26 protein-coding genes and 3 pseudogenes are annotated in these 26396 nt (G+C 47.0%); 9 read left to right on the top strand and 20 right to left on the bottom strand.

What is annotated here, in order from left to right; genetic code table 11:
• Positions 1-95: 95 nt before the first annotated feature.
• Positions 96-1115 (top strand): LacI family DNA-binding transcriptional regulator, encoded by a 1020-nt coding sequence (locus AC2TDN_RS16910; protein WP_484689114.1) that lies wholly within the window; start codon positions 96-98, stop codon positions 1113-1115.
• A 411-nt stretch (positions 1116-1526) separates the two neighbouring features.
• A complete protein-coding gene (locus AC2TDN_RS16905; protein WP_482068266.1) occupies positions 1527-1676 on the top strand; it encodes a hypothetical protein in 150 nt (49 codons plus the stop codon).
• 70 nt (positions 1677-1746) lie between these two features.
• Here AC2TDN_RS16905 and AC2TDN_RS16900 read toward each other — a convergent pair whose 3' ends face one another.
• On the bottom strand, positions 1747-2685 hold the full coding sequence (locus tag AC2TDN_RS16900; protein ID WP_484689111.1) for an NADP-dependent oxidoreductase: 939 nt from the start codon (positions 2683-2685) through the stop codon (positions 1747-1749).
• Positions 2686-2690: 5 nt separating this feature from the next.
• A complete protein-coding gene (locus AC2TDN_RS16895) occupies positions 2691-3188 on the bottom strand; it encodes a MarR family winged helix-turn-helix transcriptional regulator (protein WP_482068268.1) in 498 nt (165 codons plus the stop codon).
• 367 nt (positions 3189-3555) lie between these two features.
• On the opposite strand from AC2TDN_RS16895, the pseudogene AC2TDN_RS16890 reads away from it, so the two are divergent.
• Positions 3556-3902: pseudogene (locus tag AC2TDN_RS16890) on the top strand (VOC family protein).
• A 245-nt stretch (positions 3903-4147) separates the two neighbouring features.
• Here AC2TDN_RS16890 and AC2TDN_RS16885 read toward each other — a convergent pair.
• The 3 genes from AC2TDN_RS16885 to AC2TDN_RS16875 form a co-directional block, all read right to left on the bottom strand.
• Positions 4148-4756 carry a hypothetical protein gene (locus tag AC2TDN_RS16885; protein WP_484689109.1) on the bottom strand — a complete coding sequence of 203 codons (609 nt, stop codon included), beginning with the start codon at positions 4754-4756 and terminating at the stop codon, positions 4148-4150.
• A 154-nt stretch (positions 4757-4910) separates the two neighbouring features.
• Complete coding sequence (locus AC2TDN_RS16880) at positions 4911-5999, bottom strand: tetratricopeptide repeat-containing glycosyltransferase family 2 protein (protein ID WP_484689106.1); 1089 nt, start codon at positions 5997-5999, stop codon at positions 4911-4913.
• 120 nt (positions 6000-6119) lie between these two features.
• A complete protein-coding gene (locus tag AC2TDN_RS16875; protein WP_484689104.1) occupies positions 6120-6974 on the bottom strand; it encodes an AraC family transcriptional regulator in 855 nt (284 codons plus the stop codon).
• Positions 6975-7123: 149 nt separating this feature from the next.
• On the opposite strand from AC2TDN_RS16875, the gene melA reads away from it, so the two are divergent.
• Complete coding sequence (gene melA, locus AC2TDN_RS16870; RefSeq protein ID WP_484689102.1) at positions 7124-8422, top strand: alpha-galactosidase; 1299 nt, start codon at positions 7124-7126, stop codon at positions 8420-8422.
• A gap of 152 nt (positions 8423-8574) precedes the next feature.
• Here the strand turns inward: melA and AC2TDN_RS16865 are convergent, their stop codons facing one another.
• The 3 genes from AC2TDN_RS16865 to AC2TDN_RS16855 all read right to left on the bottom strand — a co-directional run bounded on the left by AC2TDN_RS16865 (position 8575) and on the right by AC2TDN_RS16855 (position 11356).
• Positions 8575-8850 (bottom strand): DUF6171 family protein, encoded by a 276-nt coding sequence (locus tag AC2TDN_RS16865; protein ID WP_482068274.1) that lies wholly within the window; start codon positions 8848-8850, stop codon positions 8575-8577.
• 10 nt (positions 8851-8860) lie between these two features.
• On the bottom strand, positions 8861-10354 hold the full coding sequence (locus AC2TDN_RS16860) for an alpha-N-arabinofuranosidase (RefSeq protein WP_484689101.1): 1494 nt from the start codon (positions 10352-10354) through the stop codon (positions 8861-8863).
• Between the two features lie 225 nt (positions 10355-10579).
• Complete coding sequence (locus AC2TDN_RS16855) at positions 10580-11356, bottom strand: alpha/beta hydrolase (protein WP_482068276.1); 777 nt, start codon at positions 11354-11356, stop codon at positions 10580-10582.
• 263 nt (positions 11357-11619) lie between these two features.
• On the opposite strand from AC2TDN_RS16855, the gene AC2TDN_RS16850 reads away from it, so the two are divergent.
• Both AC2TDN_RS16850 and AC2TDN_RS16845 read left to right on the top strand, forming a co-directional pair.
• On the top strand, positions 11620-12600 hold the full coding sequence (locus tag AC2TDN_RS16850; RefSeq protein WP_484689099.1) for an aldo/keto reductase: 981 nt from the start codon (positions 11620-11622) through the stop codon (positions 12598-12600).
• 170 nt (positions 12601-12770) lie between these two features.
• Entirely contained in the window at positions 12771-13256 is a 486-nt protein-coding gene (locus tag AC2TDN_RS16845) for a C40 family peptidase (protein ID WP_484689097.1), read from the top strand.
• A gap of 314 nt (positions 13257-13570) precedes the next feature.
• On the opposite strand, the gene AC2TDN_RS16840 is transcribed toward AC2TDN_RS16845, so the two are convergent.
• Entirely contained in the window at positions 13571-14230 is a 660-nt protein-coding gene (locus AC2TDN_RS16840) for an ATP-dependent DNA ligase (RefSeq protein WP_482068279.1), read from the bottom strand.
• A 132-nt stretch (positions 14231-14362) separates the two neighbouring features.
• Here AC2TDN_RS16840 and AC2TDN_RS16835 point away from each other — a divergent pair, with 132 nt between their 5' ends.
• Both AC2TDN_RS16835 and fabV read left to right on the top strand, forming a co-directional pair.
• The gene (locus AC2TDN_RS16835) at positions 14363-14572 is read left to right on the top strand and encodes an alpha/beta-type small acid-soluble spore protein (RefSeq protein ID WP_482068280.1); all 210 of its coding nucleotides are present in this window, start codon (positions 14363-14365) and stop codon (positions 14570-14572) included.
• A 211-nt stretch (positions 14573-14783) separates the two neighbouring features.
• Positions 14784-15974: an enoyl-ACP reductase FabV gene (fabV, locus tag AC2TDN_RS16830; RefSeq protein ID WP_484689095.1), complete on the top strand. Its 1191-nt coding sequence runs from the start codon at positions 14784-14786 to the stop codon at positions 15972-15974.
• A gap of 124 nt (positions 15975-16098) precedes the next feature.
• On the opposite strand, the gene AC2TDN_RS16825 is transcribed toward fabV, so the two are convergent.
• A complete protein-coding gene (locus tag AC2TDN_RS16825; protein ID WP_053377054.1) occupies positions 16099-16299 on the bottom strand; it encodes a cold-shock protein in 201 nt (66 codons plus the stop codon).
• 291 nt (positions 16300-16590) lie between these two features.
• Here AC2TDN_RS16825 and AC2TDN_RS16820 point away from each other — a divergent pair, with 291 nt between their 5' ends.
• Positions 16591-17226 (top strand): CAP domain-containing protein, encoded by a 636-nt coding sequence (locus AC2TDN_RS16820; protein WP_482068282.1) that lies wholly within the window; start codon positions 16591-16593, stop codon positions 17224-17226.
• A gap of 90 nt (positions 17227-17316) precedes the next feature.
• Here AC2TDN_RS16820 and AC2TDN_RS16815 read toward each other — a convergent pair.
• The 10 genes and pseudogenes from AC2TDN_RS16815 to AC2TDN_RS16770 all read right to left on the bottom strand — a co-directional run bounded on the left by AC2TDN_RS16815 (position 17317) and on the right by AC2TDN_RS16770 (position 26240).
• Positions 17317-18272, bottom strand: a pseudogene (locus tag AC2TDN_RS16815) (pyridoxal phosphate-dependent aminotransferase).
• A gap of 167 nt (positions 18273-18439) precedes the next feature.
• Positions 18440-18649 (bottom strand): S-layer homology domain-containing protein, encoded by a 210-nt coding sequence (locus tag AC2TDN_RS16810; RefSeq protein WP_484689090.1) that lies wholly within the window; start codon positions 18647-18649, stop codon positions 18440-18442.
• Positions 18634-19733 (bottom strand): annotated as a pseudogene (locus AC2TDN_RS16805) (IS4 family transposase); the annotation flags it as partial. The pseudogene AC2TDN_RS16805 and the gene AC2TDN_RS16810, both read right to left, overlap by 16 nt.
• Before the next feature lie 460 nt (positions 19734-20193).
• Positions 20194-20859 (bottom strand): HNH endonuclease, encoded by a 666-nt coding sequence (locus tag AC2TDN_RS16800; RefSeq protein WP_484689088.1) that lies wholly within the window; start codon positions 20857-20859, stop codon positions 20194-20196.
• Positions 20860-20987: 128 nt separating this feature from the next.
• The gene (locus tag AC2TDN_RS16795) at positions 20988-21128 is read right to left on the bottom strand and encodes a hypothetical protein (RefSeq protein ID WP_169084850.1); all 141 of its coding nucleotides are present in this window, start codon (positions 21126-21128) and stop codon (positions 20988-20990) included.
• A gap of 24 nt (positions 21129-21152) precedes the next feature.
• Positions 21153-22100, bottom strand: a complete 948-nt coding sequence (locus AC2TDN_RS16790) for a carbon-nitrogen hydrolase family protein (protein ID WP_484689087.1) — start codon at positions 22098-22100, stop codon at positions 21153-21155.
• A gap of 177 nt (positions 22101-22277) precedes the next feature.
• Positions 22278-22964 carry an ECF transporter S component gene (locus tag AC2TDN_RS16785; protein ID WP_484689086.1) on the bottom strand — a complete coding sequence of 229 codons (687 nt, stop codon included), beginning with the start codon at positions 22962-22964 and terminating at the stop codon, positions 22278-22280.
• Positions 22952-24604: an ABC transporter ATP-binding protein gene (locus AC2TDN_RS16780; RefSeq protein WP_484689084.1), complete on the bottom strand. Its 1653-nt coding sequence runs from the start codon at positions 24602-24604 to the stop codon at positions 22952-22954. Before AC2TDN_RS16780 ends, AC2TDN_RS16785 begins: the two co-directional genes overlap by 13 nt.
• Positions 24577-25464, bottom strand: coding sequence for an energy-coupling factor transporter transmembrane component T (locus AC2TDN_RS16775; protein WP_484689083.1), 888 nt, complete (start codon positions 25462-25464; stop codon positions 24577-24579). Before AC2TDN_RS16775 ends, AC2TDN_RS16780 begins: the two co-directional genes overlap by 28 nt.
• Complete coding sequence (locus AC2TDN_RS16770; RefSeq protein ID WP_484689081.1) at positions 25461-26240, bottom strand: DUF4430 domain-containing protein; 780 nt, start codon at positions 26238-26240, stop codon at positions 25461-25463. The genes AC2TDN_RS16775 and AC2TDN_RS16770 overlap by 4 nt, the downstream gene beginning before the upstream one ends.
• Positions 26241-26396: the final 156 nt, after the last annotated feature.

The following is a 26396-nucleotide window of genomic DNA, read 5'->3' as shown; positions in this document are numbered from 1 at the left end:
ACCGATAACCCCAAAATAACAATAAAAAAGGTTGCTGTCAATGACTACTTTTCTGTATGATAGAAACTATGATTTAGCGATAAGGGGACAAAATTATGGTAACGATTTATGATGTAGCGGCCAAGGCTAGCGTATCCGCTATGACCGTCTCCAGAGTTATCAATAACACTGGCAAAATAAGCGAGAAAACAAGAGTAAAGGTGAAACGCGTCATGGAGGAGCTTGGTTATGTGCCCAATCAAACGGCGCGCAGCCTCGTGCTCCAGCAGACGAAGCTGCTCTTTCTGCTCATTACCGATATTATGAACCCGTTCTATACGACGCTCGCTCGCGGAGCCGAGGATGCTGCGAAGCGCTCCGGCTACCGCCTGCTGTTCGGCAACAGCGATGAAAGCTTAGAGAAGGAATCCGATTATGTAACGACAATTTTGACAACGCGCGTCGATGGCGTTCTGGTTGCGCCTGCCGGCGATCCTTCGCTGCCTCATCTGGAATCGCTGCGCAAGCATAAAGTACCGTTCGTGCTGCTTGACCGCGAAGTGCCCGGCATCGATTGCGACATTGTGCTTGGGGACAGCAAGGACGGCGCGAGACGGCTCGTGGAGCATCTTGCCTCGCTGGGACATCGGACGATTGCAATGGTGAATGGCTCTCCTTCTATCTCAAGCGCGCGCCTGCGGCTGCAGGGCTATCAGGATGGTCTGAAGCTCAATGATTTGGCGTATGACGAACGATATGTATTCGAAACGAGCTTCGGGCCATTGAGCGATTTAACAGAAATGGGCCAGTGGCTGGACCAGCTGGAACCTGCTCCTACCGCTATCGTAGCGGGCAACAACGTGCTTGCCGTCGAAATATTAAGGCTGCTGCGCGACCGGGGATTGCGTGTGCCGGAGGATATGTCGATCGTTTGCTTCGACGATCTTGGACCTTATTCGGAGGTCGAGCCCTTTTTGACCGTTGCCGCCCAGCAGGCTTACCAATTCGGCTACATGGGCATGCAAATGCTCGTCGAGCGCATTCAAGAACGCGAAACCGCGCTGCCGTGGAAAAAAATCGTTTTGCCGGCAGATTTGTTGATCCGCAGGTCGGTGAAGGAAATAGCGCAGCATTAGATGGTGCTGTAGCTTATTGAACATAATGAAAACGAGCCTTTAGAATCGCTTGACCTGTAACCCGGTTAGAAGGACACTTTGAAAAAAGTGCCCCTCTTGCAGGTCACAGTTCAGCTAATAAGGCTCGTTTTGCGTATTGGGAGGGAGTCGTATAACGTCTTCCCCTCCCCCTCGCAGCAGAACAGAATTAACAGGAAAATGTCCCTCTAATTTTTTAATATCACAGCGAATAAATCAATTAACTGGAAAACCTCCTGTTAAAATCAGGAATTTCACTCACATTCAATAGAAAACAGAAAATTAGCTGGAGAAATTCCCTCTAATACAGTTTTTCGAACGAATTTGCTTGAAATAACGGGAGTTTTTCCCGTTAATCTTTCCTTCGTGTGATTTTCATCGGTGGATTTAGTAGTGGTTGTGCTAGAGGTGATACTGGCGGATTTACTGGTGGCTGTGCTAGTGGTGGTGCTGGTGGCTGCGCTGGTGGTGTTGAAAGAAAATAAAGTATTAGACTACCGATGCGTCATTAAACTAACTGACAGTTTAATAAGTAAGAAATAAAAAATGCAGCTGATCCCAGAATCGGCCGCATTTCTTGTTATATATTAAAAAAATGAAATATCTCTGGGTCTCAGAGAGGATTAACGTTTAAAAGTATTCTGCCGCGCCCGTGTCTGGCTTCACTTTTTTCATGCGCCTTTTTTGCTTCACTCAATGAAAAAACGGAGTCAATCTCTGCTCTTAATGTACCGTCAGCGATTAAATTTGCAATGACTGAGAGATCCTCATTTGTTGGAAATTTAGAATTAAATTTAGCCGTTATGCCATATTGCTCAGCTTTTTGTGCGTTGGGGAGCTGTGTTAGAGAAACCAGCTTTCCGCCTCGTTTTAGAACAACCCAAGAACGGTCTTCCGTATCACCACCTACAGCTTCAACAACCAAGTCAATATCGGAAGCCATATCTTCAAATTTTGTTGTTGTATAATCAATAACTTGATCGGCACCCAAAGCTTTTACATATGCCAGATTGGAGGTTGAAGCCGTGCCAATGACCGTTGCACCTTTCCATTTGGCCAGTTGTACTGCAAACTGTCCTACGCCCCCAGCGGCTGCATGAATAAGCACGGTTTGTCCTTCTTCCAGTTCCCCTTCTGTAAACAGTGCCTTCCAGGCCGATTCTGCTCCTCCTTTTATTGTGGCGGCATTCTCGAAGCTTAGGTTTTCAGGCATCATCACTAGATCTGTTTCCCGTGCAATCCCGTATTCCGCATATCCGCCATTTACATTCCCAAATACTTGGTCACCTTGTTGGAAGCGCGTTACTCCTTCACCGACGGAGGCTACAATTCCGGATACAGAGGTACCGGGTGTGTAAGGTAGTTCTTTAATAAAAACATTTCGAAGCCAACCGTTCCGGATTTTCCAATCAAGAGGAATAGCTGCCGCTACGACGATTTTCACCAATACTTCGCCTTTACGAGGCTCCGGTACAGGGATCTCTTCTAACTTCAACACTTCCGGCTCCCCGTATTGGTGAACTTGAATAGCTTTCATTGTCTTTTCACTCATATTTCTCATTCCCCTTTTATAGTATCATCTAGAATTGAATCCAGCTTAGAAGCAATTTTCACCGATAGGCTCTGTAAAACCTTTTTTTCGTGTTCGGACAATTCTTCAGTTGTAACCATTTCAAGTTTATTCCAAGCTTTCCGAACCTTCTCTTCCAATGCTTTTCCTTCATCGGTCAGTGAAACGAGGGTCACTCTGCCATCTTCCGAAGAACGGGTACGGGTTACCAGACCAGCATCTTCCAAACGACGAACCGATTTTGCAATTGTCGAATGATCCAACCTCAATGTTCGACCTAGACTATATTGAGATTGAAGATTTTGTTCCCACAGCTGCATAAGAATGATCTCTTGTCCAGGAAATAGGCCTGTTTCCCGTATCCAATGTGCAGCCAATCCTCGGTGGGATCTTGCCAGTGCAAAGATGGAGAAACTTATCGGAAACTGACTTGCGATACTACCGTCTAGATCCGACAGTGTCTTTTCTTTTTGATGTGATTTCATTACATTTCACCACCTTCGATATATACTGCTCCCCATAAACTTCAGCAAAATGGGGATACTCTGTATTATGTTGCCGGCAACATAAATATAATATAGATTTACGTGGTTGGCAACATATTTTTCAAAAAAACTTACTACTTCAGCTAAGAATTAACTAAGACCGGGGAAAAGTAAGGATACAAGAACCCCTTAAGAAATACAGTACTGATTTAGAGGAATGAGCTCTCCTTGAGTTCCTGTACACTAGATTATTTCTTCTAAAAACATTTGTCTATTGAACTAAAGGCAGTATAGTTGAAAAAGGAACTTAAATTAAAATCTCGAATATCTAAGCTAAAAATTTGATGACAGACAGGGGTTAGATACAATGATAAAAGGTTTCGGAGGAATATTTTGGAGAACTAAAAATCTTGAAGCTATAAAAAAATGGTACAGTGAAAGTTGAAGATTGAAATAGAAAATTGGAATGGGACTGTGATAAAACCCCAATTAGGAAATGAGACGATCTTTTCTTTCTTTCCCGAGAATGACAGTTATTTTCCAACAGAACAACAAGTGATGTTAAATTTCCAAGTACATGATCTAAACGAGACGATTAAGCATCTTGAACATATTGGTGTACCTCTTGCAAAGAAAACAGAGATTAGTGAATTTGGAAAGTTTATTTGGATTGAAGATCCTGAAGGTCGACTGGTTGAGCTTTGGGAGAAATAACGAGTTGTAATTCATTTGCTAATGATCAAACGGGGAACGATAAAACAACAGCAGTCTAGGACTTTGTTTTCTAGTCCATGGCTGCCGCTTTTTTACAGGTGCTTGTGCTTGAAGCTGTGTTGGTTAATGTATGTTTGCTAGTGTTGATGGTTAATCGAAAAGAAAAACGAGCCCCTAGTATCGCCACTAGCGCTCGTTTGCGTATCATTATTCATTTATTCGATTCCCCTTGACTCGTTCGCACACTATCTAATTCTAGCTCCTTCAAAACGGGTAGCTAATCCACTTTGAATTTCCACGTTTTTTTCAAGAACAGTAGCAAATACTTCCACTCTATCGCGCGCTTCTAATTCTACTAAACCGCCTGCATCAATAATGCCGCTTGTCGTCGTATAATCTTCTTGATCTGAAATTCGAGGCACGCCATTGACTCTAATCTCTAACTCTAGCGTGTATTGCGTCTCTGTAACGGTTTGAAAAAATACGCTTGCAAAAAGCATGTATACGCCATCTTGTTTAGGGCGAAAAGTCGAGTTAGCCGAATTATATTCATTGCCCAGATCCAATTCTTCCACCTGATACTGAACTTTTGCAGTCACATCATCAAGCAGATTTTGATCAACACCGGACACTGCTCTAAACGCGGAGTTGCGTTTTATTCTTGCCTTGCTGTCACGCTTCTTTCTGACAATTGGCTTACAGATAATCGTCTTGCAGATTCGTTTCTTTGTAATAGCAGGTTTGCTAGCGCGCTTCTTGCTGACGGTTTTCTTGCAAACGATGGTCTTGCTGACACTCTTGCGAACAATCCTCTTGCAGACGCGTTTTTTCGTCCCTATTCTTGATAAAGTCATTGCCTCTCCTCCTAGTAAACTTGTTCTAGCATTATTTATCATATGGTTGGCTGCTTCTAATAGATACGATATTAGCCTGGACAAAATGAAATAGGCTTCCCCTGGCACTGCTGCAAACAACTGATTGCAGATTGCCTGAAAGCCTTTATCATCTTCACTTCAAATAACCTTTTCTGCGCAAATGCTTCTCCAGCACTTGTTTGTTTTCTAAGACGTTCAAATCATTTGGCGCGTAAGAAAGCGCAATTTCATTATGCTTATAGGCTTGCTCCAATTGCCCAAGCTTGCCATAGCATTTCACGAGCTGAAGATGGGGAAACCATGTCCAGGCCATGTTATTGATGCTGCGCAAACGATCGTTTGGCTTCTCCAGCTTGAGCGCCAATTGGTACCAGTTAACGGCTTTCGCAAAGTCGTTGTTCTCCTGAAAATAGTAGGCGATCCGGCAAACATAATCGGCACGCGGAACGTCGTAGTTGAACGTTTTTAACAGCGATTGAAGCTCCTGCTCTTTATGGCCAAGCTCATGATGACAGTGAGCCGTTCGATCACAAGCTAACAATTTATCTTCAAAATAACGATTTGGATCGGCAATAATCGTATCGTAGATTTCGATTGCTTTTTCATAATAACCATGGGCCGTTAGCTCCATTGCATATTGCAGCTGCTGATGATTCGAGAGCGTGACCCCCTGCGCAAGCCTGCTTTCATAAATGCGCAAATTCCGCTCCGACTTCTCATGCACCCGACCATGACTCACAGCAACGTCAGATAAAATGACTTTTCCCGTAACCGCTAACTGCTCATGCACCGGATCTTGCCATTGAAATTGACGGGAACGCTTCACCAGCCTATTTCTTTTGGTAACGACAGTTGGCTGGCCGAGAGGGTCAAACGCAACGCAGTAATCCATGCAAACAGAGTCGACAGCCGGATCCAGGCTTAGCTTGAGCGCTTTGAACTTCTCTTGATCCTTCTCCTGCAGCAAATCGTCCGCATCCAGCCATAGAATATAGTCCCCGGCAGCATGACGAAATGAAAAGTTTCTAGCAGCTGAAAAATCATCGATCCACTCAAAATGAAAAATCCGGTTCGTATAGTTAGCGGCAATTTCTCTCGTACGATCGGTAGACCCTGTATCTACGATAATGATTTCATCTACCAGCTCTTTCACGGAATCCAGGCATCTTGCTAGAACCTGCTCTTCATTTTTGACAATCATGCATAAGCTTATCGTAATCACGGCTTTCACACCTCCATTACCTGTTCCTAGACATTATATGGAGCATGGACTTGACGTGTTTGGACAAAAGAAAAAAGTTATACAGCCTGAAGCCGTACAACTTTTCATAGAGGAGCTAAACTATTCTTTCAGTAGATTTTTCCGAAAGTCGGTAGGAGATTGCCCGCTCCATTTATGAAATTGCTTGGTGAAAAAGAGAGGATCGTTATAGCCGACAGAGGCAGCGATCTGGGCGATCGTAAGCTCTCCCTCCAGCAGCTCCTCAGCCTTCTTCATCCTCACCTTCAATAAATATTGCATGGGCGGCAGGCCAGTCGCCTCTTTAAATAGCCTCGTTAGATGTGCGCGATGGTAGCCGAGCGTACGGGCGATGCTTTCAATGGACAGCTGCTGCCCATACTGCAAGGAAAGCAGGCGAATAGCCTGATCGATTTGGCGGTACGAGCGGGGGGCTGGAGAGTCAGCCTCTGTATTTTCCGTTAGCTGCAGCCTGCCGAGCTCATGCAAAATCAGCCTCAGCCAGCCTGAGGACTCCATGTTACCAAGCGCAGGTGCATTCGTTTTCTCCATGCTTTTGCGCATGCTTTTGAACATTTTCTGCATGACGGGCAGCGAGCAATCGCGAATGACTGCTTGGTCTGGCGTAATGCCGATCGAGCTGAGCGACGATTCTACGATGTCGCCCGAGAAAGCGACCCACATATACTGCCAGGGGCTGCTCATGCTTGCCTCGTATTTGACCAAGATGTCTGGGAAGATGACGAAAGCATCGCCAGACTTGCACGAATAAGCCTTTCCTAGCGTTTCGAATAGCCCTTCGCCGCCGAGCACAATATGAATTAAATAATAATCGTGAACCGCCGGCCCGATAAAATGTCCAGCGATCGGCTGCCCCTTCCCGCTAAATAAGACGGACATTTCTCCTTTTAGCGGAGCTGCATTAATGCTTAATGAAATACTATGATGCGTTTCCATCGTCACACCTCCAAGCGGGACTGCTCTAGCTATCATACTAAATGATGCAACATTTCTCCATATATTGCTTCGTTCCTTCCATATTCATTTCCCTTTTTCCTCCTTATACTATAGGAGTCAGCAATCATCCACTAGGAGGCTATTGTCTAATGTCAAAAATTACATTTATTGGCGCAGGCAGCTCTGTATTTGCCAAAAATATTCTCGGCGACGTCATGCAAACCCCAGCGCTTCAAGGTTTTGAAATCGCTTTATTCGATATTGACGCCGAGCGTCTACATGATTCCGAGCAAATGCTGCTCAATCTCAAGCAAACGAGCGGTTCCACTTGCCAGATTAAAGCCTATACCGACCGTAAAGAAGCACTTCGCGGAGCTAAATATATCGTGAACGCTATCCAAGTAGGCGGCTACGATCCGTGCACCATCATCGATTTTGAAATTCCAAAAAAATACGGCCTGCGCCAAACGATCGCCGATACCGTTGGGATCGGAGGCATTTTCCGCAATTTGCGCACGATTCCCGTTATGCTCGATTTCGCTCGCGATATTAACGAGGTATGTCCGGACGCGCTGTTCCTGAACTACACAAATCCGATGGCTGTGCTCACCAACGTGATGAATACGTACGGCGGCGTGCAAACCGTCGGCCTATGCCACAGCGTGCAAGTATGCGTGCCGCATCTGTTCGAGCATTTGGATCTGGATCCAACAGGCGTTAAATACAAAATTGCGGGCATCAACCATATGGCATGGCTGCTTGAAGCAAGCAAGGATGGCGTCGATCTCTATCCGGAAATTAAACGCCGTGCGGCTGAGAAGCAAAAGGAGCAGCACAAAGATATGGTGCGCTACGAGCTGATGCTGAAATTCGGCTATTACATTACCGAATCATCGGAGCATAACGCCGAATACCATCCGTACTTCATCAAGCGCTATTATCCAGAGCTTATCGAACGGTTCAATATTCCGCTCGATGAGTATCCGCGCCGCTGCGTGAACCAGATCGAGCGCTGGGAGTCGATGCGCGAGTCGCTCGTCAACGATCGCAATCTCGAGCACTGCCGCAGCCATGAGTATGCATCTTACATTCTTGAAGCGATTGAAACGAACAAACCTTTCAAAATCGGCGGCAATGTGATGAATACCGGCTTGATTACGAACTTGCCGAAGGAAGCATGCGTAGAAGTACCGTGCTTGGTCGATGCAAATGGCGTAACGCCAACGTATGTCGGCGACCTGCCGCCGCAGCTTGCAGCGCTGAACCGTACGAATATCAACACGCAGCTGTTGACCATCGAAGCTGCAATTACAGGCAAGCGCGATCATATTTATCACGCTGCCCTGCTCGATCCGCATACATCAGCTGAGCTGTCTATGGATGATATCGTGTCGCTTTGCGACGAGCTCATCGAAGCGCATGGCAGCTGGCTTCCTAGCTACAAATAATGAGAAAAAAAAGGTGACCAGCTGCCAAATGGCTTCTGGTCACCCTTTTTGTTAGGATAGCTCCTGCATTTTGCAAACAAAATGGGTTCCTTATGCAATAAAGCCGCTCTCCCTAATAGCGGAAAGCGGCTGTCTATTGTCTTCACTATTGATTAAGCATGTTTTGCCCAGCGGCTTTCGCCCGGCAATGGACAGGCACGGTCTTTGTATTTGGCGGCAATTCGCACGAAGCAGCCGCAGACGGCGCAAGTTGTGCCATATTGAAACTTCGTGCAGTCGCTGCATTGCCGCAAGCGCTGCTCATACACATCATCCGGCACGCTGATGTCCGATTGAAACATCGGCGCCGCCAAAATACGATCGATCTGCTCATCCGTTACACGGTACTCGTCACGGCAGCCTTTGCACTGATTTTTGCTGCTCATCATAAGGCGTTCCTTATTCCGAAATCAGTTCAAGAACGGTAACGGACATTGGCGATAGCTTCGCGCTGATCGTTGCGCCATCTACCGTAAAGGCTTGATAAGCGGTAGGCACTACGGCGTCAGGCTGCTCGAACGTATTGTGAGCATCCTTGATTGCCGCGGTAAGCTCCGTACCCGACACCTTAAGCGCTGCGCCAGCTAAGCCGCGAAGATCAATTTCAACGTCTGCACCGGACTGATTGTCCAGATTGCACAAGCTGACATGGATGCGCCCTTCCGCATCCTTCGATGACGATACGGATACCTGCGGAATCTTCTGATCGTTATGGGCGTAATCCTGGCTGTCAATCGATGTCGAAAGCAGCGTTGCGTCCTGATGCACCTTGTACATATCAAATACATGATACGTTGGCGTCAGAACCATTTTCTCGCCCTCGGTCAAAATAACCGATTGCAGCACGTTGATGACCTGCGCGATGTTAGCCATTTGTACCCGGTCGCAATGGTCGTGGAAAATGTTCAGCGTAATGCCTGCCACAAGCGCATCGCGAATGGTGTTCTGCTGGTAGAGGAAGCCTGGGTTCGTGCCCGGCTCTACATCGAACCAAGTTCCCCACTCGTCTACGATTAGACCAATTTGTTTACTAGGGTCATACTTGTCCATAATCGTTGAATGACGCTCGATCAGCTCATCCATCCATAGCGCTTTCTTCAGCGTGGAGTACCACTCATCCTCGGAGAAGCCCGTCGCCGCGCCTTTTAGCGACCAGGACTCGCCGGGAAGCGTGTAATAATGGAGCGAAATCGAATCCATCATGCGATGCGCTTCACGCATCAGAACTTCCATCCATTGATAATCGTCAACGTTTGGTCCGCATGCGATTTTGTGGATCTTGTTCTCGCCGTAGTTGCGCACGTAGGTTTGATATCTTCTATACAGATCCGCATAATACTCCGGACGCATGTTGCCGCCGCAGCCCCAGTTCTCGTTGCCGACGCCAAAATATTTGACGTTCCACGGCTTTTCTCTGCCATTCTCTCGGCGCAGTTCCGCCATCGGCGAAACGCCGTCAAACGTCATGTATTCCACCCATTCAGACATTTCCTGAACGGTGCCGCTTCCCACATTGCCTGAGATGTATGGCTCGCACTCCAGCATTTCACACAGCATCAAAAACTCATGGGTGCCAAAATGGTTGTTTTCAACGACGCCGCCCCAGTGTGTATTAATCATCCGCTTGCGCGACTCGCGCGGACCGATGCCGTCCTTCCAATGATATTCATCGGCAAAGCAGCCGCCCGGCCAGCGCAGCACTGGAATTTTCAGCTGCTTAAGCGCGGCAACAACATCATTGCGAATACCGTTCGTATTCGGGATCTTGGAATCCTCGCCCACCCAAATGCCTTCATAAATGCAACGACCCAAATGCTCGGAGAAATGTCCATAAATGTTGCGGTTAATTGTACCTGCTGCCAAATCGGCGTTAATGGTTACGCGGTTTGCCAAATTAGTCGCCCTCGCTTCTGTATGATTAGAATAAATAACGTATTCAAAATGTTGTTGGATTAATATATTTATTTATTCATATGCATAAACATTAATCCTATACAAAGCATAATGGCAGCGGATACATTTTGCAACCCTATAATAAATAAAAAAGAAAGCTTCCAGCCTCTCCGGCTGAAAGCTTCCCTCTCTCCATCTATTCACTCGTACCCGCACAACTGCTGTCTACTCGTTATCGGTTGGAAGCCACTTTAAAAAATGCTGGATATGCGTATCCCAATAGCCCCATTCATGACTGCCCGGACCTTCTACGTATGTCAATGGATAATCTGCCTGCTTGCAGGCGTCGCGAAATGCGAGATTATCATTGTACAAGAAATCCTCCGTGCCGCAACACTGATATAATGCCGGCTTCGGCAAATGAGAAGGAAATTGCGCTGCTAGATGCAATAAATCCTCATTGGAGCCTTTTATCTCTTTATCTCCATAGATAAGGTTGAATAACGGCTTCATATGAGCCGGGTCCTTGATGTGGTTTGCCATATCGAGTGCGCCTGACAAGCTGCCAGCAGCTGCGATTCGATCAGGATGTCTAAGCGCCCATTTGAAAGCGCCGTAGCCGCCCATCGACAAGCCTGCAACATAATTATCCTCGCGTGCGTCTGATAAAGGGAAGAACGATCTGGCGACAGCCGGAAGCTCTTCTGTTAGAAAGGTCCAATATTTATTGCCGTATTCCATATCGGTATAAAAGCTTTGATGCACATTCGGCATGACCACGGCGAGCCCAAGCTCTGCTACATAGCGCTCGATTGACGTTCTTCTTGACCAAATCGTATCGTCGTCGGATAAGCCGTGCAATAAATATAAGGTTTTGTGCAGCTTCTTGCTGCTTCGATTATTCATTCCGATTTGCGAGGATGTCTGCTGCGGCAAAATAACGGTCATAGACGTGCTTAAGCCCAGCGCTTCCGAGAAAAAATTGCAGGTAATATAAGCCAATCGATATTCCTCCCAAACAAGATGTAGTGATGCTAGCCTTCTTCAACTAGCATTCTTTGAACACAGCACGAATCACTAAGTAATGTAGCATCAAAAAGAAGCGCTTGCAACGATAGCTTGCAGCAGGTTAATTTCATATAACAGGTGTGTCTCAAGGTTAGTTAGTGAACTTTTTTTCAGTGCTTATATGTTTCGAAATAGAGCGGTATAATAGAATCCGATTGAAGGCTACATATAAAACGATTGCGGAGGTTGATAAAATAATGAAATTGATGCCATTAGCTCGTCGCGGAATATCAGACAGTAGACTTGTGCTAGGCTGCATGGGGCTTGGCGGAAGCTGGGACCTCGCAGATCCGATTTCATCCAATCATATCTCTCAAGCGGAGGCTGCAGTTGAAGCAGCCTTGTCAATCGGCATTACGATGTACGATCATGCGGACATTTATACAAGAGGCAAAGCCGAATCCGTATTTGGACAAGTGCTCAAGCAGCAGCCTAAGCTGCGCGAGCAAATTGTCATTCAATCCAAAGTCGGCATTCAAATGGCGGATGGCGTATTGCCAGGACGCTTCAATTTCTCAAAGGAGCATATTTCGACTTCGGTAGACGGCATTTTAGAGCGGCTTGGCACAGAGTACTTGGACGTTCTGCTGCTTCACCGTCCAGACCCGCTCATGGAGCCGGACGAAATCGCTGAAGCCTTTACAAAGTTGAAGCTCGCAGGCAAGGTACGCAACTTTGGCGTTTCTAATATGAGTCCTGGCCAGATCCGTTTCTTGCAGCGTGAATTGCCAGATCCAATTGTCGTGAATCAGCTAGAGATGAGCCTGTTGCGTCATGACTGGGTCGATCATGGCGTTCACGTCAACCAAAAAGCTGGATTAAAAGATAGTTTTCCTGAGGGGCTTATGGAGTTTATGCAAACGGAAAATATTCAAATTCAAGCGTGGGGTCCGCTCGCTCAAGGCAGGTTTTCCGGCAGACCATCGGAGAATGCGAAAGAAGCGGAATTGCAAACAGCCGCTCTCGTTAAGCAACTGGCCGTTGAGAATGATACAACTCCGGAAGCGATCGTGCTTGGCTGGCTGATGAAGCATCCTGCACGTATTCAACCCGTTATCGGCACCGTAAATCCAGAGCGTATTATGGCATGTAAAGATGCTGAAAAACAAGCAGAAAAGATGACAAGAGAGCAATGGTACACCCTTCTCGTAAGCGCTAGAGGCGTAAATATGCCTTAAGTCGCATTATTTGCCGTTTTCCATTAATATTTTTTCATTTATTTCTCATAATTGCTCATAATCCCTATTATTGCAGCCTTTTCGTTCTCATTAGCGAAAATTGCCGTTTTGTAAATGTGTTATATTCATTTTTACACATAATACGAAACGCGGAGGGACATCCTGACAGCATGAGAAAATCAAAACTAATGAAATCAATTGCAAAAGCAGGCATTTGCAGCGCGATCATCATGTCGGCAATCACATTCGGATCTTCTGCGCAGCAAGCGCATGCAGCAACACCTGAAACGATCGATCTTGTTTCCTTAGGCAAAGAATACATTGGAACTCCATATAAGTTTGGTGCACCTGCAGGCGTTACATACGCTTTTGACTGCTCTTCATTCACGCAGTTTCTATTTAAAGGGCTGGATGTTTCCCTTCCGCGAACTTCCACCGCACAAGCAACAATAGGCGAGAAAGTTCCAAAGGGCTCCCTCAGCATGGGCGATCTTGTTTTTTTCAAAACAAACGGCAAGACGATTAGTCATGTTGCTATTTACGCTGGCAACAATAAAATCATTCACAGCTCCACGAGCCATGGCGTTATGGTATCGAGTCTAAATACAAATTATTGGTCCAAGAGCTATGTAACGGCGAGACGCGTATTAAATTAGACGTTAATTTCAATTGTAAGGCTATGTTAGAGGAGTTGTGATCGCTTTACGCGATTGCAGCTCCTTCTTTCGTGTTTATCCAATCAGACCACTCTAGAGAGCTTCTATAGCTGCTTGTTCCAACGCTCTGACTCGCTTTAAGCTACCTTAATGCCTCTGCCGATCCTTTGGCGGTGTTGCTCCTGCTACCTTCTTAACCATATAGATAAGAGTTGAAACATTCGGACATCGGGCTTAGCTTGTGCCAATCTATAATTTGCTCAGAAACGTGAAGCGGCCTCCCCCAAAGTGAATAACAGGGAAGACCGCTCATCTCACCCACAGTCAGTGTTTTTCAATTTGCGGGATTCATCTTTACGCATATCAGCCATGGGCAAAACGCCATATTCATCATTTTTGACCTTTAGCCAGCTTTCTCCGCGCCCTTCCGCATACACACTGTCCTTCCGTTTGCAAGCGACGCCTTCAAGATCAGAGCGCTTGACGAAATCAAATAAAGCTCTGCCTTTTGTGTCTACGAACAGCATCTTCTTATAAAAATCATTATCCTCCAAAATAGCGTCCAGCAGCCTCTTACGCTCAAGCAGCGGAGTGTCCCTCAGATCGACTCCATTATAGAAGAGAATATCGAATACAAAAAATTTCACCGGAGTTGTCCTCCTGGCATCTCGAATACGCGGCTGTTTCTTTAACCGATATCGCTCCTGCAGCGTATCGAACTCTATTGCTCCCGTGTGCGGATTTACATAAGCAACTTCGCCGTCTAATACAACATCGGCTGGCTTTCTCAAAGGAACGTTATGTAGTTCGGGATATTGCTGCGTAATTTCGTTAAAATGTCTCGTGTATAATCTCGCTTTGCTTGCCATAAAGGAAAGCTGCAGCCGATGTCCGTCAATGATCGGTTCAAAAATATAATTTTCATCGTCAAACGGCTTCTCATGTCTCGTCATGAGCATTGGTTTCATAAACATAACGCTGCCTCCCTCCGTCTAACCATTTTAGCACGGACTCATTCTGAAAATAGGCGGTAAATTTAGGTGCAATTAGCGAATAATCTCTGCAAAGGTTTCGCATAATAGGACCAAGAAGGAGGCTGAGAAAAGATGGCAAACCGTACAAATCAACTTCTTATACCCGGGGCGCGCGCTGCGCTCGACCAGCTTAAATTTGAAGTTGCTCAAGAGCTTGGCATTCAACTTCCGCAAGACGGCTATTACGGCAATATGACTACACGCGATATGGGCTCCATCGGCGGTTCAATTACTCGCCGGCTTGTCCAAATGGCTGAGCAGCAGCTCTCAGGTCGTCGTTAACTTTCAAATAAATAAGCGCCGAGTTAGCTAAATGGCTGACTCGGCGCTTATTTATTTGAGTTCGAAACTTTTTTTTGCAAATAGATGCTTTCCCAGTCAATGGGGAACTTCCCTTATGCAGCAAAAGTCGGTAAAATGGGATAGAGTTGTCCCGTTGTACCGCTACATAATGCAAACAAACGAATTCCATAAGAGAAAGGAATATTCCAATATGATTATTCAACCGAAAACGAGAGGTTTTATTTGTACCACTGCACATCCGGAGGGCTGCGCGCAGCAAGTGCAGCGCCAGATCGACTATGTCAATGCACAGCCAGCAATCGAAGGACCCCGCAATGTGCTTGTCATTGGTGCCTCGACGGGCTATGGCCTCGCTTCCCGCATCGTTTCCTCTTTTGCAGCAGGCGCTAACACGATTGGCGTTTACTTTGACAAAGCAGCCGAAGGCGCACGTACGGCATCGGCCGGCTGGTACAACTCCGCTGCATTCGAAGAGGCAGCAGCCGCTGCTGGCCGTAAATCCTACAGCATCGTTGGAGATGCGTTTTCCGACGAAATTAAAGCGAAGACGATCGACCTTATTCGCACAGAGCTTGGCCAGATTGATTTGGTCGTTTATAGCGTCGCTTCCCCGCGCCGCACACATCCAAAAACCGGCGAAACATTCGCTTCCGTTATTAAGCCGCTTGGCGGCACGTATACGAACAAAACCGTTAACTTCCATAGCGGTGAAGTGACGCAAGCGACGATAGAACCGGCTACAGAGGACGAGCTTCGCCAAACGATTGCGGTTATGGGCGGCGAGGACTGGCAAATGTGGATTGACGAGCTTCAGCAAGCCGGTGCGCTCGCAGAAGGCGCAACTACCGTTGCTTATTCCTATATCGGACCTGAAATTACCCACGCAGTCTACCGCGAAGGTACGATTGGCGCAGCCAAAAACGATCTTGAAGCGACAGCCCAGCGCCTAAACGCACAGCTGAGCTCAAATGGCGGCCGCGCTTTCGTATCCGTCAACAAAGCTTTGGTCACGCAATCCAGCTCAGCTATTCCAGTCGTTCCGCTCTATATCTCCGCACTCTATAAAGTCATGAAGGAAAAAGGCATTCACGAGGGCTGCATTGAGCAAATGTATCGTCTGTTCTCCGAGCGTCTATACAGCAAAGGTGAAACGCTCGTTGACGAAAAAGGGCTTATCCGTGTCGATGATTGGGAGATGAGACCAGAAATCCAAGCCGAGGTTGCAGAAGTCTGGGCTAAGCTCTCTACGGAAAATGTGTATGACCTATCCGATCTTGAAGGCTATCGTCGAGAATTTTTCCAGCTGTTCGGCTTTGAAACAGACGGTATTAATTACGAAGAAGACGTGAATCCAGAAGTAAACATTGCTAATCTCCGTTAAATTGATCTACAAAAGAAGCCACTCCGAGCGATAAACCGTTCGAGGTGGCTTTTTTTCTGCTTCAACGCTCGTTATTGTAATAAAAAAAAGCCCTTAACCGAAGTTAAGGGCTCTTCATTAAATACTACAGTTTTACAACGTTTTCTGCTTGTGGTCCACGGTTGCCTTGAGTTACGTTGAACTCAACGCGTTGACCTTCGTCAAGGGATTTGAAGCCTTCGCCTTGAATTGCGGAGAAATGTACGAATACATCGTTGCCGCCTTCAACTTCGATAAAACCAAAACCTTTCTCTGCGTTAAACCATTTCACTGTACCTTGTTCCATTATAAAAAACCTCCAATAATTTTTTTAACATGTTTTTTCCAGAAAAACTAAAAATCACACATTGAAAAAGATATCATTATACAAATGACAACCTTTTCAATATGTGAATTCAAGGTTAAATTTGTTATTTGTATAGATACTATACCATAGGCATTTGCAATACGCAAGTCTCTTTTCAAAATAGTCTAAATTTTTACCGATCCCCAACTCAGAATCGCATATAAGCAGCCTTTCTAGGCAATCATATAGCTTAATGGCCATTACAATACTAACAATCGAGGAGACTGTACAATGAAAAAGTACATCGCAATTGCTGCATTATTAATGATTACTGGCTGTTCAGCCGATCATAACGTGACAAACAAGCAATCAGCCCTATCTCACTCGCAAAAAAAATCAACGACGATTCATTCGGTTCCAAACGTAACGCAAGCCTCATCCGTGGCAACCCCTCAATCAGACAAGTCGATTACGATCCAAAAACATCGTCATGACGTTCCGAAATGGATTTCGAGCAACCAGGACCCGATTGACTATGCGCCTGAGCAGCCTTCAACCTCGCTTGAGTTTGACCAGCAAGTGCTGCAAATCGTGAATGCCGAGCGTTCAAAAGCGGGCCTCAGCTCCCTTAGCATGGACAGCAATTTGTCAAAAATGGCGATGGTCAAAGCGCAGGATATGATTAATAACCAGTATTTTGACCATAACTCCCCAACCTACGGATCGCCGTTCGATATGATGAGAAAGTTTCAAATTACGTATAACGCCGCAGGTGAAAATATCGCCAAAGGCCAGCCTACTCCCCAGCAGGTTATGAACGATTGGATGAATAGCGAAGGTCACAGAGCGAACATTTTGAGCGGCAGCTTTTCAAAAATCGGCATTGCCTATTTCAAAGGTGCATGGGTTCAAGAGTTTACCGGCTAAAGATGCCATCTTGCTCTCCAATGTTTGAATTTATCAATCAAAAAAAGATCAGCTATGCTGGGATTTCCAGTAAGGCTGATCTTTTTTTCGTTATGCATTTTGTTTCAAAATATCGCTTAATGCAGCGGTCAACAAATCATTTTCTTCTGGAGTCCCTATCGAAATCCGCAGATGCAAGGGCAAGCCCCATGTTTTCGCTAGACGAACGATAATTCCTTTTGCCATTAATTGCTTATAAATAGATTCCGACTGCTCGCCTACCTTTACCAGTACAAAGTTGCTCATGCTCTTTATATAGCTAAGTCCCAGCAGCTGGAATGCTGCATACAGACGCTCACGCTACTCAATAACAAGCGTCTGCGAACGCGATACATGCTCATCGTCCCCGATAGCCGCTATTGCTGCCGCTTGCGCCAAAGCGTTTACGTTAAACGGCTCTTTGACCTGCAGGATGCTTTGAATAATCGCCTGCGGCGCTGCCCCGAAGCCAACCCGAATTCCGGCAAGACCGTATATTTTCGAAAAGGTTTTTAAGACGATCAGCGGGTAGCCCGCTCGAACAAATTCGATCCCATCCGAATAATGATCCGTTGTAACGAAATGGCTATAAGCGGCATCGAGCACAACCAGTATCCGTTTCGGAAGGGAGTCGAGGATGTACTGCAGCTCCTTTTTGGACAAAATAGTGCCGGTTGGATTATTAGGAGAACATAAATACACCATTTTGGTCCGTTCCGTCACAGCTGCAAGGATAGCATCGGGATCGTATTGAAAATCTTCTCTGAGCGGCGCTGCGATCGCCTTGGCTCCCATCAATTGGGCTCCAAATTCATATTCGCTAAAGGTTGGCCCCGGAACAATAATCTCATCGCTTGTATTGCCGCTAAAGCTTTCGGAGAAGGCCCGAGCGGATTCTCATTGGAGGCGAGCTTAACAACACGCTCCAAGCCCAGCTCCTTCTGCACCTCCCATATCGGCTTTCCTGGGGAGTACGGCTTCATATGTTCTAATTCCTTGCGTGCTTGAACCTCCATTTTTTCACTCATTAGTAGGATCACCTTCATTTACGTTATTAGAATACTTTAACACAATGATACATTAACTCTCTGTCGCGGTAAAGTATTAATGTGTGACAAATTTTCTGCTTTTTATATATTGAAAAAGGAAGGCAGCCTTCACAGGCACCTCCCTTGTTACTTCATTACTTTTGCTATTATTGCAAAGGTTGATCGGGAACTGGATGTGCCTCAATATAAGCCAGTGCATTAAAGATTAGCACTGCTGCATCCGCGCGGGAAATGCTTTGCTGCGGCTTGAAGTTGCCTTCATTATCCAAAGCAGCAATGCCAAGCGCAAGCGCGCGTTGGATAGAGCCGTCATATTCAACCGATAGATCAGCCTGATCGCCAAACCGGCAATCCATTGTTGAAGTTGTGTTTGAATGAGTGTTGTGATTTTCTTGTTTGCTTTTTTAGCCACATCTTCAAGGATTTTAATGAGTTGCTTCAAAGCAACCGCCCAATCCAGTTGACTGACTTCATCGCAGAGCAGATGAAATAAGCCTCCCAACGTACGGTTGTCGGTGCTTTGTCGATGCTGCCATGCCAGCAATATGTAACGAGAAAATACAATCGTAGTGTGACTGATCAACAGATCGTAAGAGCGACCCTGAAATTCCTTTTGCAGACGCAACAACGATTTGGCGCACTTAAAGAATACTTCGATGTCCCAGCGGATTCCGTAGATCTGGATGATCTCTTCTGCGGGCAGCGTGAGATCGGTGCATAGAATGGCGAGCCATTCCTTCTTATTCGAACGATGGCGCACATAGACGATGGTGACGGGTATCCCCGGAGACAGTTTAGTACGGATGGAGCGCAGAATCCCCTTGACCTTTCCTTGGACGGGAGTGGCTTCGTAGTAAAGCTCTTGAAGGGTTAAGCGGCGTCCGCTAACAAGATAACGTTTCTTATCCGCTTTAACCATGCCGATGACATCCAGACCGCGTTCAAGCATCGATTGGATTAGCGGAGCGTGCGTAAACCAACTGTCCATCAAAACGTAAGATGCTCGTACGCCAGCAGAAATCGCACGGTCGATCATGGCGGGGATGACTTCAGGGGCGGGCAGCAGAGCACTCCATCCGCCGCTTGTATCCGGATGTTCTTTTGTCAATTCCTTCCATGATGCCGTTCGGTTGAATCTTATCGATCGTAGAGGAACTGAGTAAGGACAAGAATCGGCGCCATGCATAACCACTGTGGTTGAGGAAACGATAGACGGCATCCTTGCCAGGAAACGATTCCCCCTTATCACTTTCCAGCAGACGAAACCAGTTTTTTGTGATGAAACAAGAGCACAAAGACAAGCTGAAATAAGAACGAGCAGGTATAGCCGAACTTTTTCTTAAACCCTGCTGTTTTCATGTGTTGCAACACTTTCAGTTCTTTGAAAGCCGGTTTAGTTTCATTTGGAAGTTGATTCGGTTGTACGTTTTGCTCTATCATATAGAGGACACCCCTTCATAATGGTAGTGATTGCTCGACACTCTCACTTTACCAAATGAAGCGGTGTTTTTCTATTTTTCAACTTTTGTATTTAATACGCCGTTCTTTCAGTTACATCATGCATTTAAGCCGATTTTCGTTCTGCGAAAGTTGAGTTAATAAAATGCAACCTCAAATCATTTCAGTTGGGTGGATTTACAGGAAAATCTCCATCTATTTTCCTAATGAGACGTCAGTTCGTTCATTTAGCTGGAAAAACTCCCGTTAATCGGAGCACTTTCACTGAAATAGAGTCGAAAGCGAAAAATTAACGGGAGAAAATCCATCTAAAGCTTATTTTCGCCCAAAAACACTTGAAATAACGGGAGTTTTTCCCGTTAATGCTGAATCTAGAGGGCGCATCCCCATGGACTTAGAAGCAAGATATTCCTCCTCATCCCCTTGTTCGCGTCGTTAATAGTTATTCTGGGATAATCTCTTCGAATTTCATAAACGATTCGATATCCTGATCCGCCTTCGATTGGTTGCAAGCATTGCACGCGCAGACACAATTGACTGGCGTCGTATGCCCTCCCTTCGCACGCGGCAGCATATGATCGATCGTATCTCCGAATTGTCCGCAAAAATAACAGGTATGCTCGTCCCGCTCCAAAATATAGCGCCGAAAATCCTTGTTGCTGAACAATCTTCGAATCGTATGCCGGTTGACGATAACCGCAGCATGCTCCTTCACGAGCGTTATCGCCAGCTCCAGGTCTATTTCTTGATACCACCGCCGACCTTTATCCGTCTTGCCTCTCATCCAAATCGTCCCTTGCCGAGTCGTTTTTAGAGCGGCGGGGTCATTCGGTAATGGGATGGAAGGCCTTGGAGGCGAAGAAGGCTGTGGTTTGGATGCTTGAGCGCTGCGTCGTTTCACTACATTCTCTTTGGCCGCGACAGCTGCCAATGGTGCAGCTGCAGCCAAAGGGGCGACAGCAGCCTTCGCCTTTCTGCAAGCCCGGCATGCGCCGCGGCGCGATCCGGCACTTGAGCGTCTGCCCGTTCGCCGCAAAAATTCGGAGAGCGGCTTCTCTTCCTTGCAGCTGGCGCATTGCTTAGTGACAAGAGGTTCTGTTTCATCCATCAGTTTGTCCGGGGCATCTCTCTTGGTTATGCTCCCGATTTCGTCCCCTCATGTTTTTCTCCTATTGTAGCATTAAATGCTAAGCCATGGGAGCTTCGCTTCAATGACACGAATAAAGTCGCTTCTGGCTAATAGTGTTTGCCTTTCGTCTCGGTATCCTGGTCTTCCCATCTCCGGGAGTATGCCTTGTTCGTAATCCAAAATGTAATCCATGCTAAAATAACGACAATAATCGCAGAAGCGATCCATACGCCAACTGGCACTTCCATTTGAGTTCCTCCTCATCATTATTATCAAGTAAAGGTTACAATGCTTTGCTTCGATTCGTTCACGTGAAGCTGAAATATATCCGAACGGTTATAGTGGCCGACAACGTCGAAATCAAAGCGGCTTGCGGTCACAAGCGACATATCCAAATCCGCGTACAAAATCGTCTCTTCCCCATATACCGGCTCGGTTACATAATCACCCAAAGGGCCAACGATTGCACTTCCTCCCCGGCATAGCGTGTCCGGGTCCTGCGCAAGCTCCGCATAACCATTTATATCCCCAGGATAAGAGTCCTTTGTAACAAATTGGTTGCTCGACAATACGTAGCACCTCCCTTCGCATGCTATATGCTTCAGCGTTGCTTGCCATGTATCTCTTGCATCTGCTGTTGGCGTTACTAAAATATCGATCCCTTTCGCATACATGGCCGTTCTGGCAAGAGGCATATAGTTCTCCCAGCAAATTAACCCGCCGATTCGGCCAAATGGAGTATCAATTACAGTAAGCGTACTCCCATCGCCTTGTCCCCAAAGCAACCGTTCCGAGCCGGTCGGCATCAGCTTCCGATGCTTGCCAAGCAACCTGCCGTCCGGTCCGATATAAATAATGCTATTGTAAAGCGTTGAGCGGCTATAATCCTGATCCCGCTCCACAACGCCTACGATCAAATAAACGCCAGCTTCCTTCGCGACTTCTCCAAGCAAATCGGTATCCGTTCCGGGAACATCAATCGCGCTTTCCCAATAGCGTGCAAAGTCCTCGCGTCCTTCCATCGTTCTGCTTCCGACCCGGGCGCCGAAGGAGAGCCCTCTTGGATAGCCGGCGATAAATACCTCGGGAAAAAGCAGCAGCTTGGCGCCTTGTGCCTGCGCTTGCTTGGCATAGCCTGCCATTTTGTGAAAGGCGGACCATTTATCGAATAATATCGGAGCTGCCTGAACGACAGCTACCCTTGCGTTTCGTTCGTTCATCTTCGCCGTCTCCTTCTTAAATCCAGCCAATGATATTCAACGCACCTTATAAGACAATCATAAATGGACCTCCCCCACTTGTAACCGTCCAATTGGCGTGTATTTTACCCAACCAATTTAAGCAACAAATAAGACGCCAGCACAATTGCTGGCGCCTGATTTTTTATACAATGAATGTTACGAATCCAATAAGCCATACTTCTTCTTGAACCGAGACAAAATAGCGATCCAGCTGCTGCCAAACACAGCAAGGAAGAACACATTTGACAGCGCATGCGCAAGATCAAAATAAAAGCTTTGAATATAGGCGATAATAATCAAATTCCAGCTCAGCGCATCAGGCAAGCCAATGATATACCATATATTCATGATCCAGCCGAACAGAAAGCCCCACACAAAGCCGAATGTAAGCAAGCCGATCTTCGTTTTGATGAGCCAAGTATGGCGAAGCCAGCCTGCAGTAGCCCCAATCATGCCCCAGCAAAACATTTGCCACGGCGTCCACGGCCCCTGTCCAAGAAAAATATTTGACACTACCGCGGCGATTGCTCCAATAATGAAGCCCGACTCCGCGCCGAACACGATTGCCGCAATAATGATCACGAACGAAGTAGGCTGTACACTTGGCAATGGCGCGAACGGCACGCGGCTAACGGCAGCAATTGCAGCCAGTACAGCCAGAATGACGATTTCGCGGGCTTCAATCGTTCGTCTCTCAAACCTTGCAAAGAAAGGCAGCATCGTTGCAAAGAGCAGCACAATGCTCAGCATCAGGTAATGCTCATCTGTAATGGCTGCCGATAACGCCATGGCAGCAATGAACAGCAAGGTGCTAGCGAGAAACCAAAGCTTTAATTTGCCCATCGATCGATCACATCCTTGGTCGTCAACGCATCCGGAAGCCATTCGCGAACCGTTCGGTTGATGGCCGTCGTATAGAAATAATTGGTTCCAAAAAAAGCTGCCGGAGCTGCTTCCGCTGCTATCGCTCCGTCAAACAGCATTGCACAGCGCGTCGCATGCTCAGCGGCAAATTCAATATCATGCGTAACCATGACAATAGTTTTGCCTAATTGACAAAGCTGCTGCAGCAGCTCCGCTGTTCTCTGCTTCGCAATAGGATCAAGTCCCTTCGTCGGCTCATCGAGGCACAGCACATCAGGCTCACCAAGAAGCACCAAGGCAAGTGCTGCCCGCTGCTGTTCACCGCCGCTCAAATCATAAGGATGCTTCGTCAATATTGCGGCGATCTGGAGTGCGTCTACGACGCTTGCGATCTTGCGCTCACGATCCGCGAGTCCCGCGTAATCGGCCATTCGCTGCAGCTCCTCTTCAACGGTATCGTAGCTGAAGTAGAGGAGCGGATTTTGAGCTAAATAGCCTACCTTGCTATTTTTCTCCCGCTTCACCTTGCCTCGCTGCGGCTGCAAAAGTCCGGCCATCATCATCAGCATCGTCGTTTTTCCGGCCCCGTTGCCGCCAAGCACCGCCAAAAACTCATGCTTATACACGTTAAGCGACAGCTTCTTCAGCACCTCTGAACCCGTTTTCTCATACTTGAACGTAATTTCATCACAGGCTAGCAGCCATTGCTTCTCACCTTGCAATTGGTGTTCGCGATTATGTTCATGCTGCGATAAATCCGGCTTTATTCCGCCTTGGCCAGCCAGCCACTGCTTTCCTTCCCGCACCGTAAGCGGAATATCTTGAGCTGCAATAGGCTTGCTTGACGCATGAGCTGACAAAAACAGCTTCGTGACGGAAGGCAAATACGACATATCATTTGTCGCTGCTTCATTTGCTAAGATCGATTGGCATAGCTCCCTCGGGGCAGCGTTGTACTTTACTCTGCCGCCCTCCAGCATAACAATTCGATCTGCAAGCGGGATAACATCCTCCAGCCGGTGCTCGCTAATGATAACTGTCATAGACATTTCCTGATTCAAGCGGTAAAGCAGCTGCAAAAAATCACGCGAAGCAACCGGATCAAGCTGCGAGGTCGGCTCATCCAGTAGAAGCAGCTTCGGCTGCAGCAGCAGGACGGAGGCAAGATTTATCAGCTGCTTCTGGCCTCCCGATATTTCATGCACGGACTTGTAAAGCAGCTCCTCAAGACCGAAGAAATGGCTTATCTCAGCTAGACGCTTGCGCATAACCGCCTGCTCATAACCGACATTTTCCATCGAAAAAGCAAGCTCATGCCACACCTGGTCCATCACGATCTGATTCTCGGGATTTTGGAAGACCATGCCGATATGCTCTGCCGCCTCTATCGCAGGGAGCTCATCCAGCAAAACACCATTATACATAACGGAGCCAGAGCGTTTGCCTACCGGAAGTGTCTCTTTTTTCAAATGCCGAAGCAGCGTCGTTTTCCCACAGCCCGAAGCGCCGCATAAAACGACGAATTCGCCCTGCTTCACATTAAACGATACTTCGTCCAGCGCCGCCCCCTTTGCTTCGGGATAGCGGAACGTCAATTGATTGACTTGAATGACTTCCATGACCTTCTCTCCATTCCTTCGAGTACGACCGGGGTTAGCAGGAAAGCACAGTAGCACCCATATGCAAAACCTTCCCCTCGGTGAAATTGCATCGTTTCGAGCCGCGGATAAATGGTCAACACGCCAAAGCCCTGTGCCCAGCCCCATAGGCATGCAAGTCCCATCGCAGTTAAAAATAAGAGCGTATATCCGTCTCTTCGATCCATGCGGTATATGACGTACGAGCTCCGCTTAGCCGCGCCATAACCGCGCGCTTTCATGGAATCCGCCGTCTGCAGCGCTTCCTCAAGCGACCAGGTCAATAACACGCGAACGAGCAGCATGCCGTCCTTGCTGCGCTTCCGCAGGCTGCCCTCCATGATCGATACGCCCTTTGTCCGCTGTACGGTTGTAATCTGCTCCAGCCTTCGCAAAAAAAGCGGCACGAAACGAATCGACATTGACGTGAGCAGAGAGGTTCGCGGAAGCACGCGGGAAAACAAATACATCCATTTGTCTGTCGTGACGATATGCTGAAACGATACGAATGCCAGTAAAATCCCTAATAAGGAAAGCATCATTGTCACTCCATACAAAATCGCTTCTAGCGTAATTGGCTGATCCATGAAATAAAATAAAATATGCCTCCCGCGATGCGAAAAAAGCGGATTGAGAACAGCGACGGAGCCGCCCATCAGCACATAATAAGGAAGCAGCTTAAGCAGCCGCTTCCCTTCGCCGTGAATAATAATAACCAGCGTAACCACAGCAAGCGAGGTCACTAGAAATAAAGGGTGGAAGAGCAGCATGCTAAAAGCGATCGCACCTGCGTAGTAGCTGAAGCTAGTGATCGGATGTACGGAATCGAAGGCGGTATTCATTCATATTCAGCTCCTAGATCCTTGCCGAGATCAATCGTGTACAGCCACTCGATAACATCGCCTTCCTTGAGCGCATAGGCACCTGCGCTTTTGTTAGGAAACTCGCCATTTACTTTGTACATCCAGCCGCTCTTCGCGCCGTGGTCGAATTCGTATACGTTATCGATCCCTTCGATATACGCCGCTGCTTTTAAACCTTTGTACTCCATCTGAATTTTATTTTTTCGGGTAATTCTCTTCAAAACCTCAAGCACCGTATCGTCCTTCTTGAGCTCAACGGCGGTCGGTTCAAGCACAGTGCCCGTCTCTTCATCCGCTATAATCGAAATGGTCACGATATTCGTCGGCTGCGGCGTTACGGCAGGCGCAGGCTCATCCGTCTTAACCGGCTTCGCCGTTGCACTTGGAATCGCTGAAGGAGAAGTAATCTGCTCCTTCGCTGCGGGAGCTTTGACCTGGTTAGCGTCAGGCTTTGACGCAGCTGTTGCCGGCTTATCTCCTGCGGCGTCCGCAGGCTGCTTATTTTCTGTGCTGTGTGTCGAAGTCGACTTTGGCTCAGCTGCCGGGGCAGCCGCATCGGATTTCACTGCCTCGCTTGTCGCTGAAGGCTGTTCCTTGCTGCCGGCATTCGTTGCTTGATCGCCTTGCGATTCACCGACTTCCTGCGTCTGATTCGCCTGTACATTCACATCTTGCCCCGGTGCGGCGCAGCCAGCTAACAAACCAATAATCAGTACGAGTATGATGCAGCCGGAAAACCATCTTTTACTATTCATAACCATCGTCTTCTCTCTGCTCCCTTTCAACCTAACTAATCAAACAACGCTGTTAAAACAAAAAAAAGATCCCTCTTTGAAAGGGATCTGCATGTCAAATTAAAGATCAGTTCAGCATATAAATAGGATACGATATGTGCTGCGTTTCGATCACGC

It is taken from the genome of Paenibacillus sp. Y660 (assembly GCF_057221575.1).
Note: the sequence above shows the minus strand (reverse complement) of the source record. Positions and strands in the feature narration are given on the sequence as shown.

Bases quoted from the DNA above. Each gene is read 5' to 3' on its own strand.
- AC2TDN_RS16910 (WP_484689114.1), top strand. From the start codon at position 96: ATGGTAACGATTTATGATGTAGCGGCCAAGGCTAGCGTATCCGCTATG.
- AC2TDN_RS16900 (WP_484689111.1), bottom strand. From the start codon at position 2,685: ATGAGTGAAAAGACAATGAAAGCTATTCAAGTTCACCAATACGGGGAG.
- AC2TDN_RS16895 (WP_482068268.1), bottom strand. From the start codon at position 3,188: ATGAAATCACATCAAAAAGAAAAGACACTGTCGGATCTAGACGGTAGT.
- AC2TDN_RS16885 (WP_484689109.1), bottom strand. From the start codon at position 4,756: ATGACTTTATCAAGAATAGGGACGAAAAAACGCGTCTGCAAGAGGATT.
- AC2TDN_RS16875 (WP_484689104.1), bottom strand. From the start codon at position 6,974: ATGGAAACGCATCATAGTATTTCATTAAGCATTAATGCAGCTCCGCTA.
- melA (WP_484689102.1), top strand. From the start codon at position 7,124: ATGTCAAAAATTACATTTATTGGCGCAGGCAGCTCTGTATTTGCCAAA.
- AC2TDN_RS16865 (WP_482068274.1), bottom strand. From the start codon at position 8,850: ATGATGAGCAGCAAAAATCAGTGCAAAGGCTGCCGTGACGAGTACCGT.
- AC2TDN_RS16850 (WP_484689099.1), top strand. From the start codon at position 11,620: ATGAAATTGATGCCATTAGCTCGTCGCGGAATATCAGACAGTAGACTT.
- AC2TDN_RS16845 (WP_484689097.1), top strand. From the start codon at position 12,771: ATGAGAAAATCAAAACTAATGAAATCAATTGCAAAAGCAGGCATTTGC.
- AC2TDN_RS16840 (WP_482068279.1), bottom strand. From the start codon at position 14,230: ATGTTTATGAAACCAATGCTCATGACGAGACATGAGAAGCCGTTTGAC.
- AC2TDN_RS16835 (WP_482068280.1), top strand. From the start codon at position 14,363: ATGGCAAACCGTACAAATCAACTTCTTATACCCGGGGCGCGCGCTGCG.
- fabV (WP_484689095.1), top strand. From the start codon at position 14,784: ATGATTATTCAACCGAAAACGAGAGGTTTTATTTGTACCACTGCACAT.
- AC2TDN_RS16825 (WP_053377054.1), bottom strand. From the start codon at position 16,299: ATGGAACAAGGTACAGTGAAATGGTTTAACGCAGAGAAAGGTTTTGGT.
- AC2TDN_RS16820 (WP_482068282.1), top strand. From the start codon at position 16,591: ATGAAAAAGTACATCGCAATTGCTGCATTATTAATGATTACTGGCTGT.
- AC2TDN_RS16810 (WP_484689090.1), bottom strand. From the start codon at position 18,649: ATGGATTGCCGGTTTGGCGATCAGGCTGATCTATCGGTTGAATATGAC.
- AC2TDN_RS16800 (WP_484689088.1), bottom strand. From the start codon at position 20,859: ATGGATGAAACAGAACCTCTTGTCACTAAGCAATGCGCCAGCTGCAAG.
- AC2TDN_RS16795 (WP_169084850.1), bottom strand. From the start codon at position 21,128: ATGGAAGTGCCAGTTGGCGTATGGATCGCTTCTGCGATTATTGTCGTT.
- AC2TDN_RS16790 (WP_484689087.1), bottom strand. From the start codon at position 22,100: ATGAACGAACGAAACGCAAGGGTAGCTGTCGTTCAGGCAGCTCCGATA.
- AC2TDN_RS16785 (WP_484689086.1), bottom strand. From the start codon at position 22,964: ATGGGCAAATTAAAGCTTTGGTTTCTCGCTAGCACCTTGCTGTTCATT.
- AC2TDN_RS16780 (WP_484689084.1), bottom strand. From the start codon at position 24,604: ATGGAAGTCATTCAAGTCAATCAATTGACGTTCCGCTATCCCGAAGCA.
- AC2TDN_RS16775 (WP_484689083.1), bottom strand. From the start codon at position 25,464: ATGAATACCGCCTTCGATTCCGTACATCCGATCACTAGCTTCAGCTAC.
- AC2TDN_RS16770 (WP_484689081.1), bottom strand. From the start codon at position 26,240: ATGAATAGTAAAAGATGGTTTTCCGGCTGCATCATACTCGTACTGATT.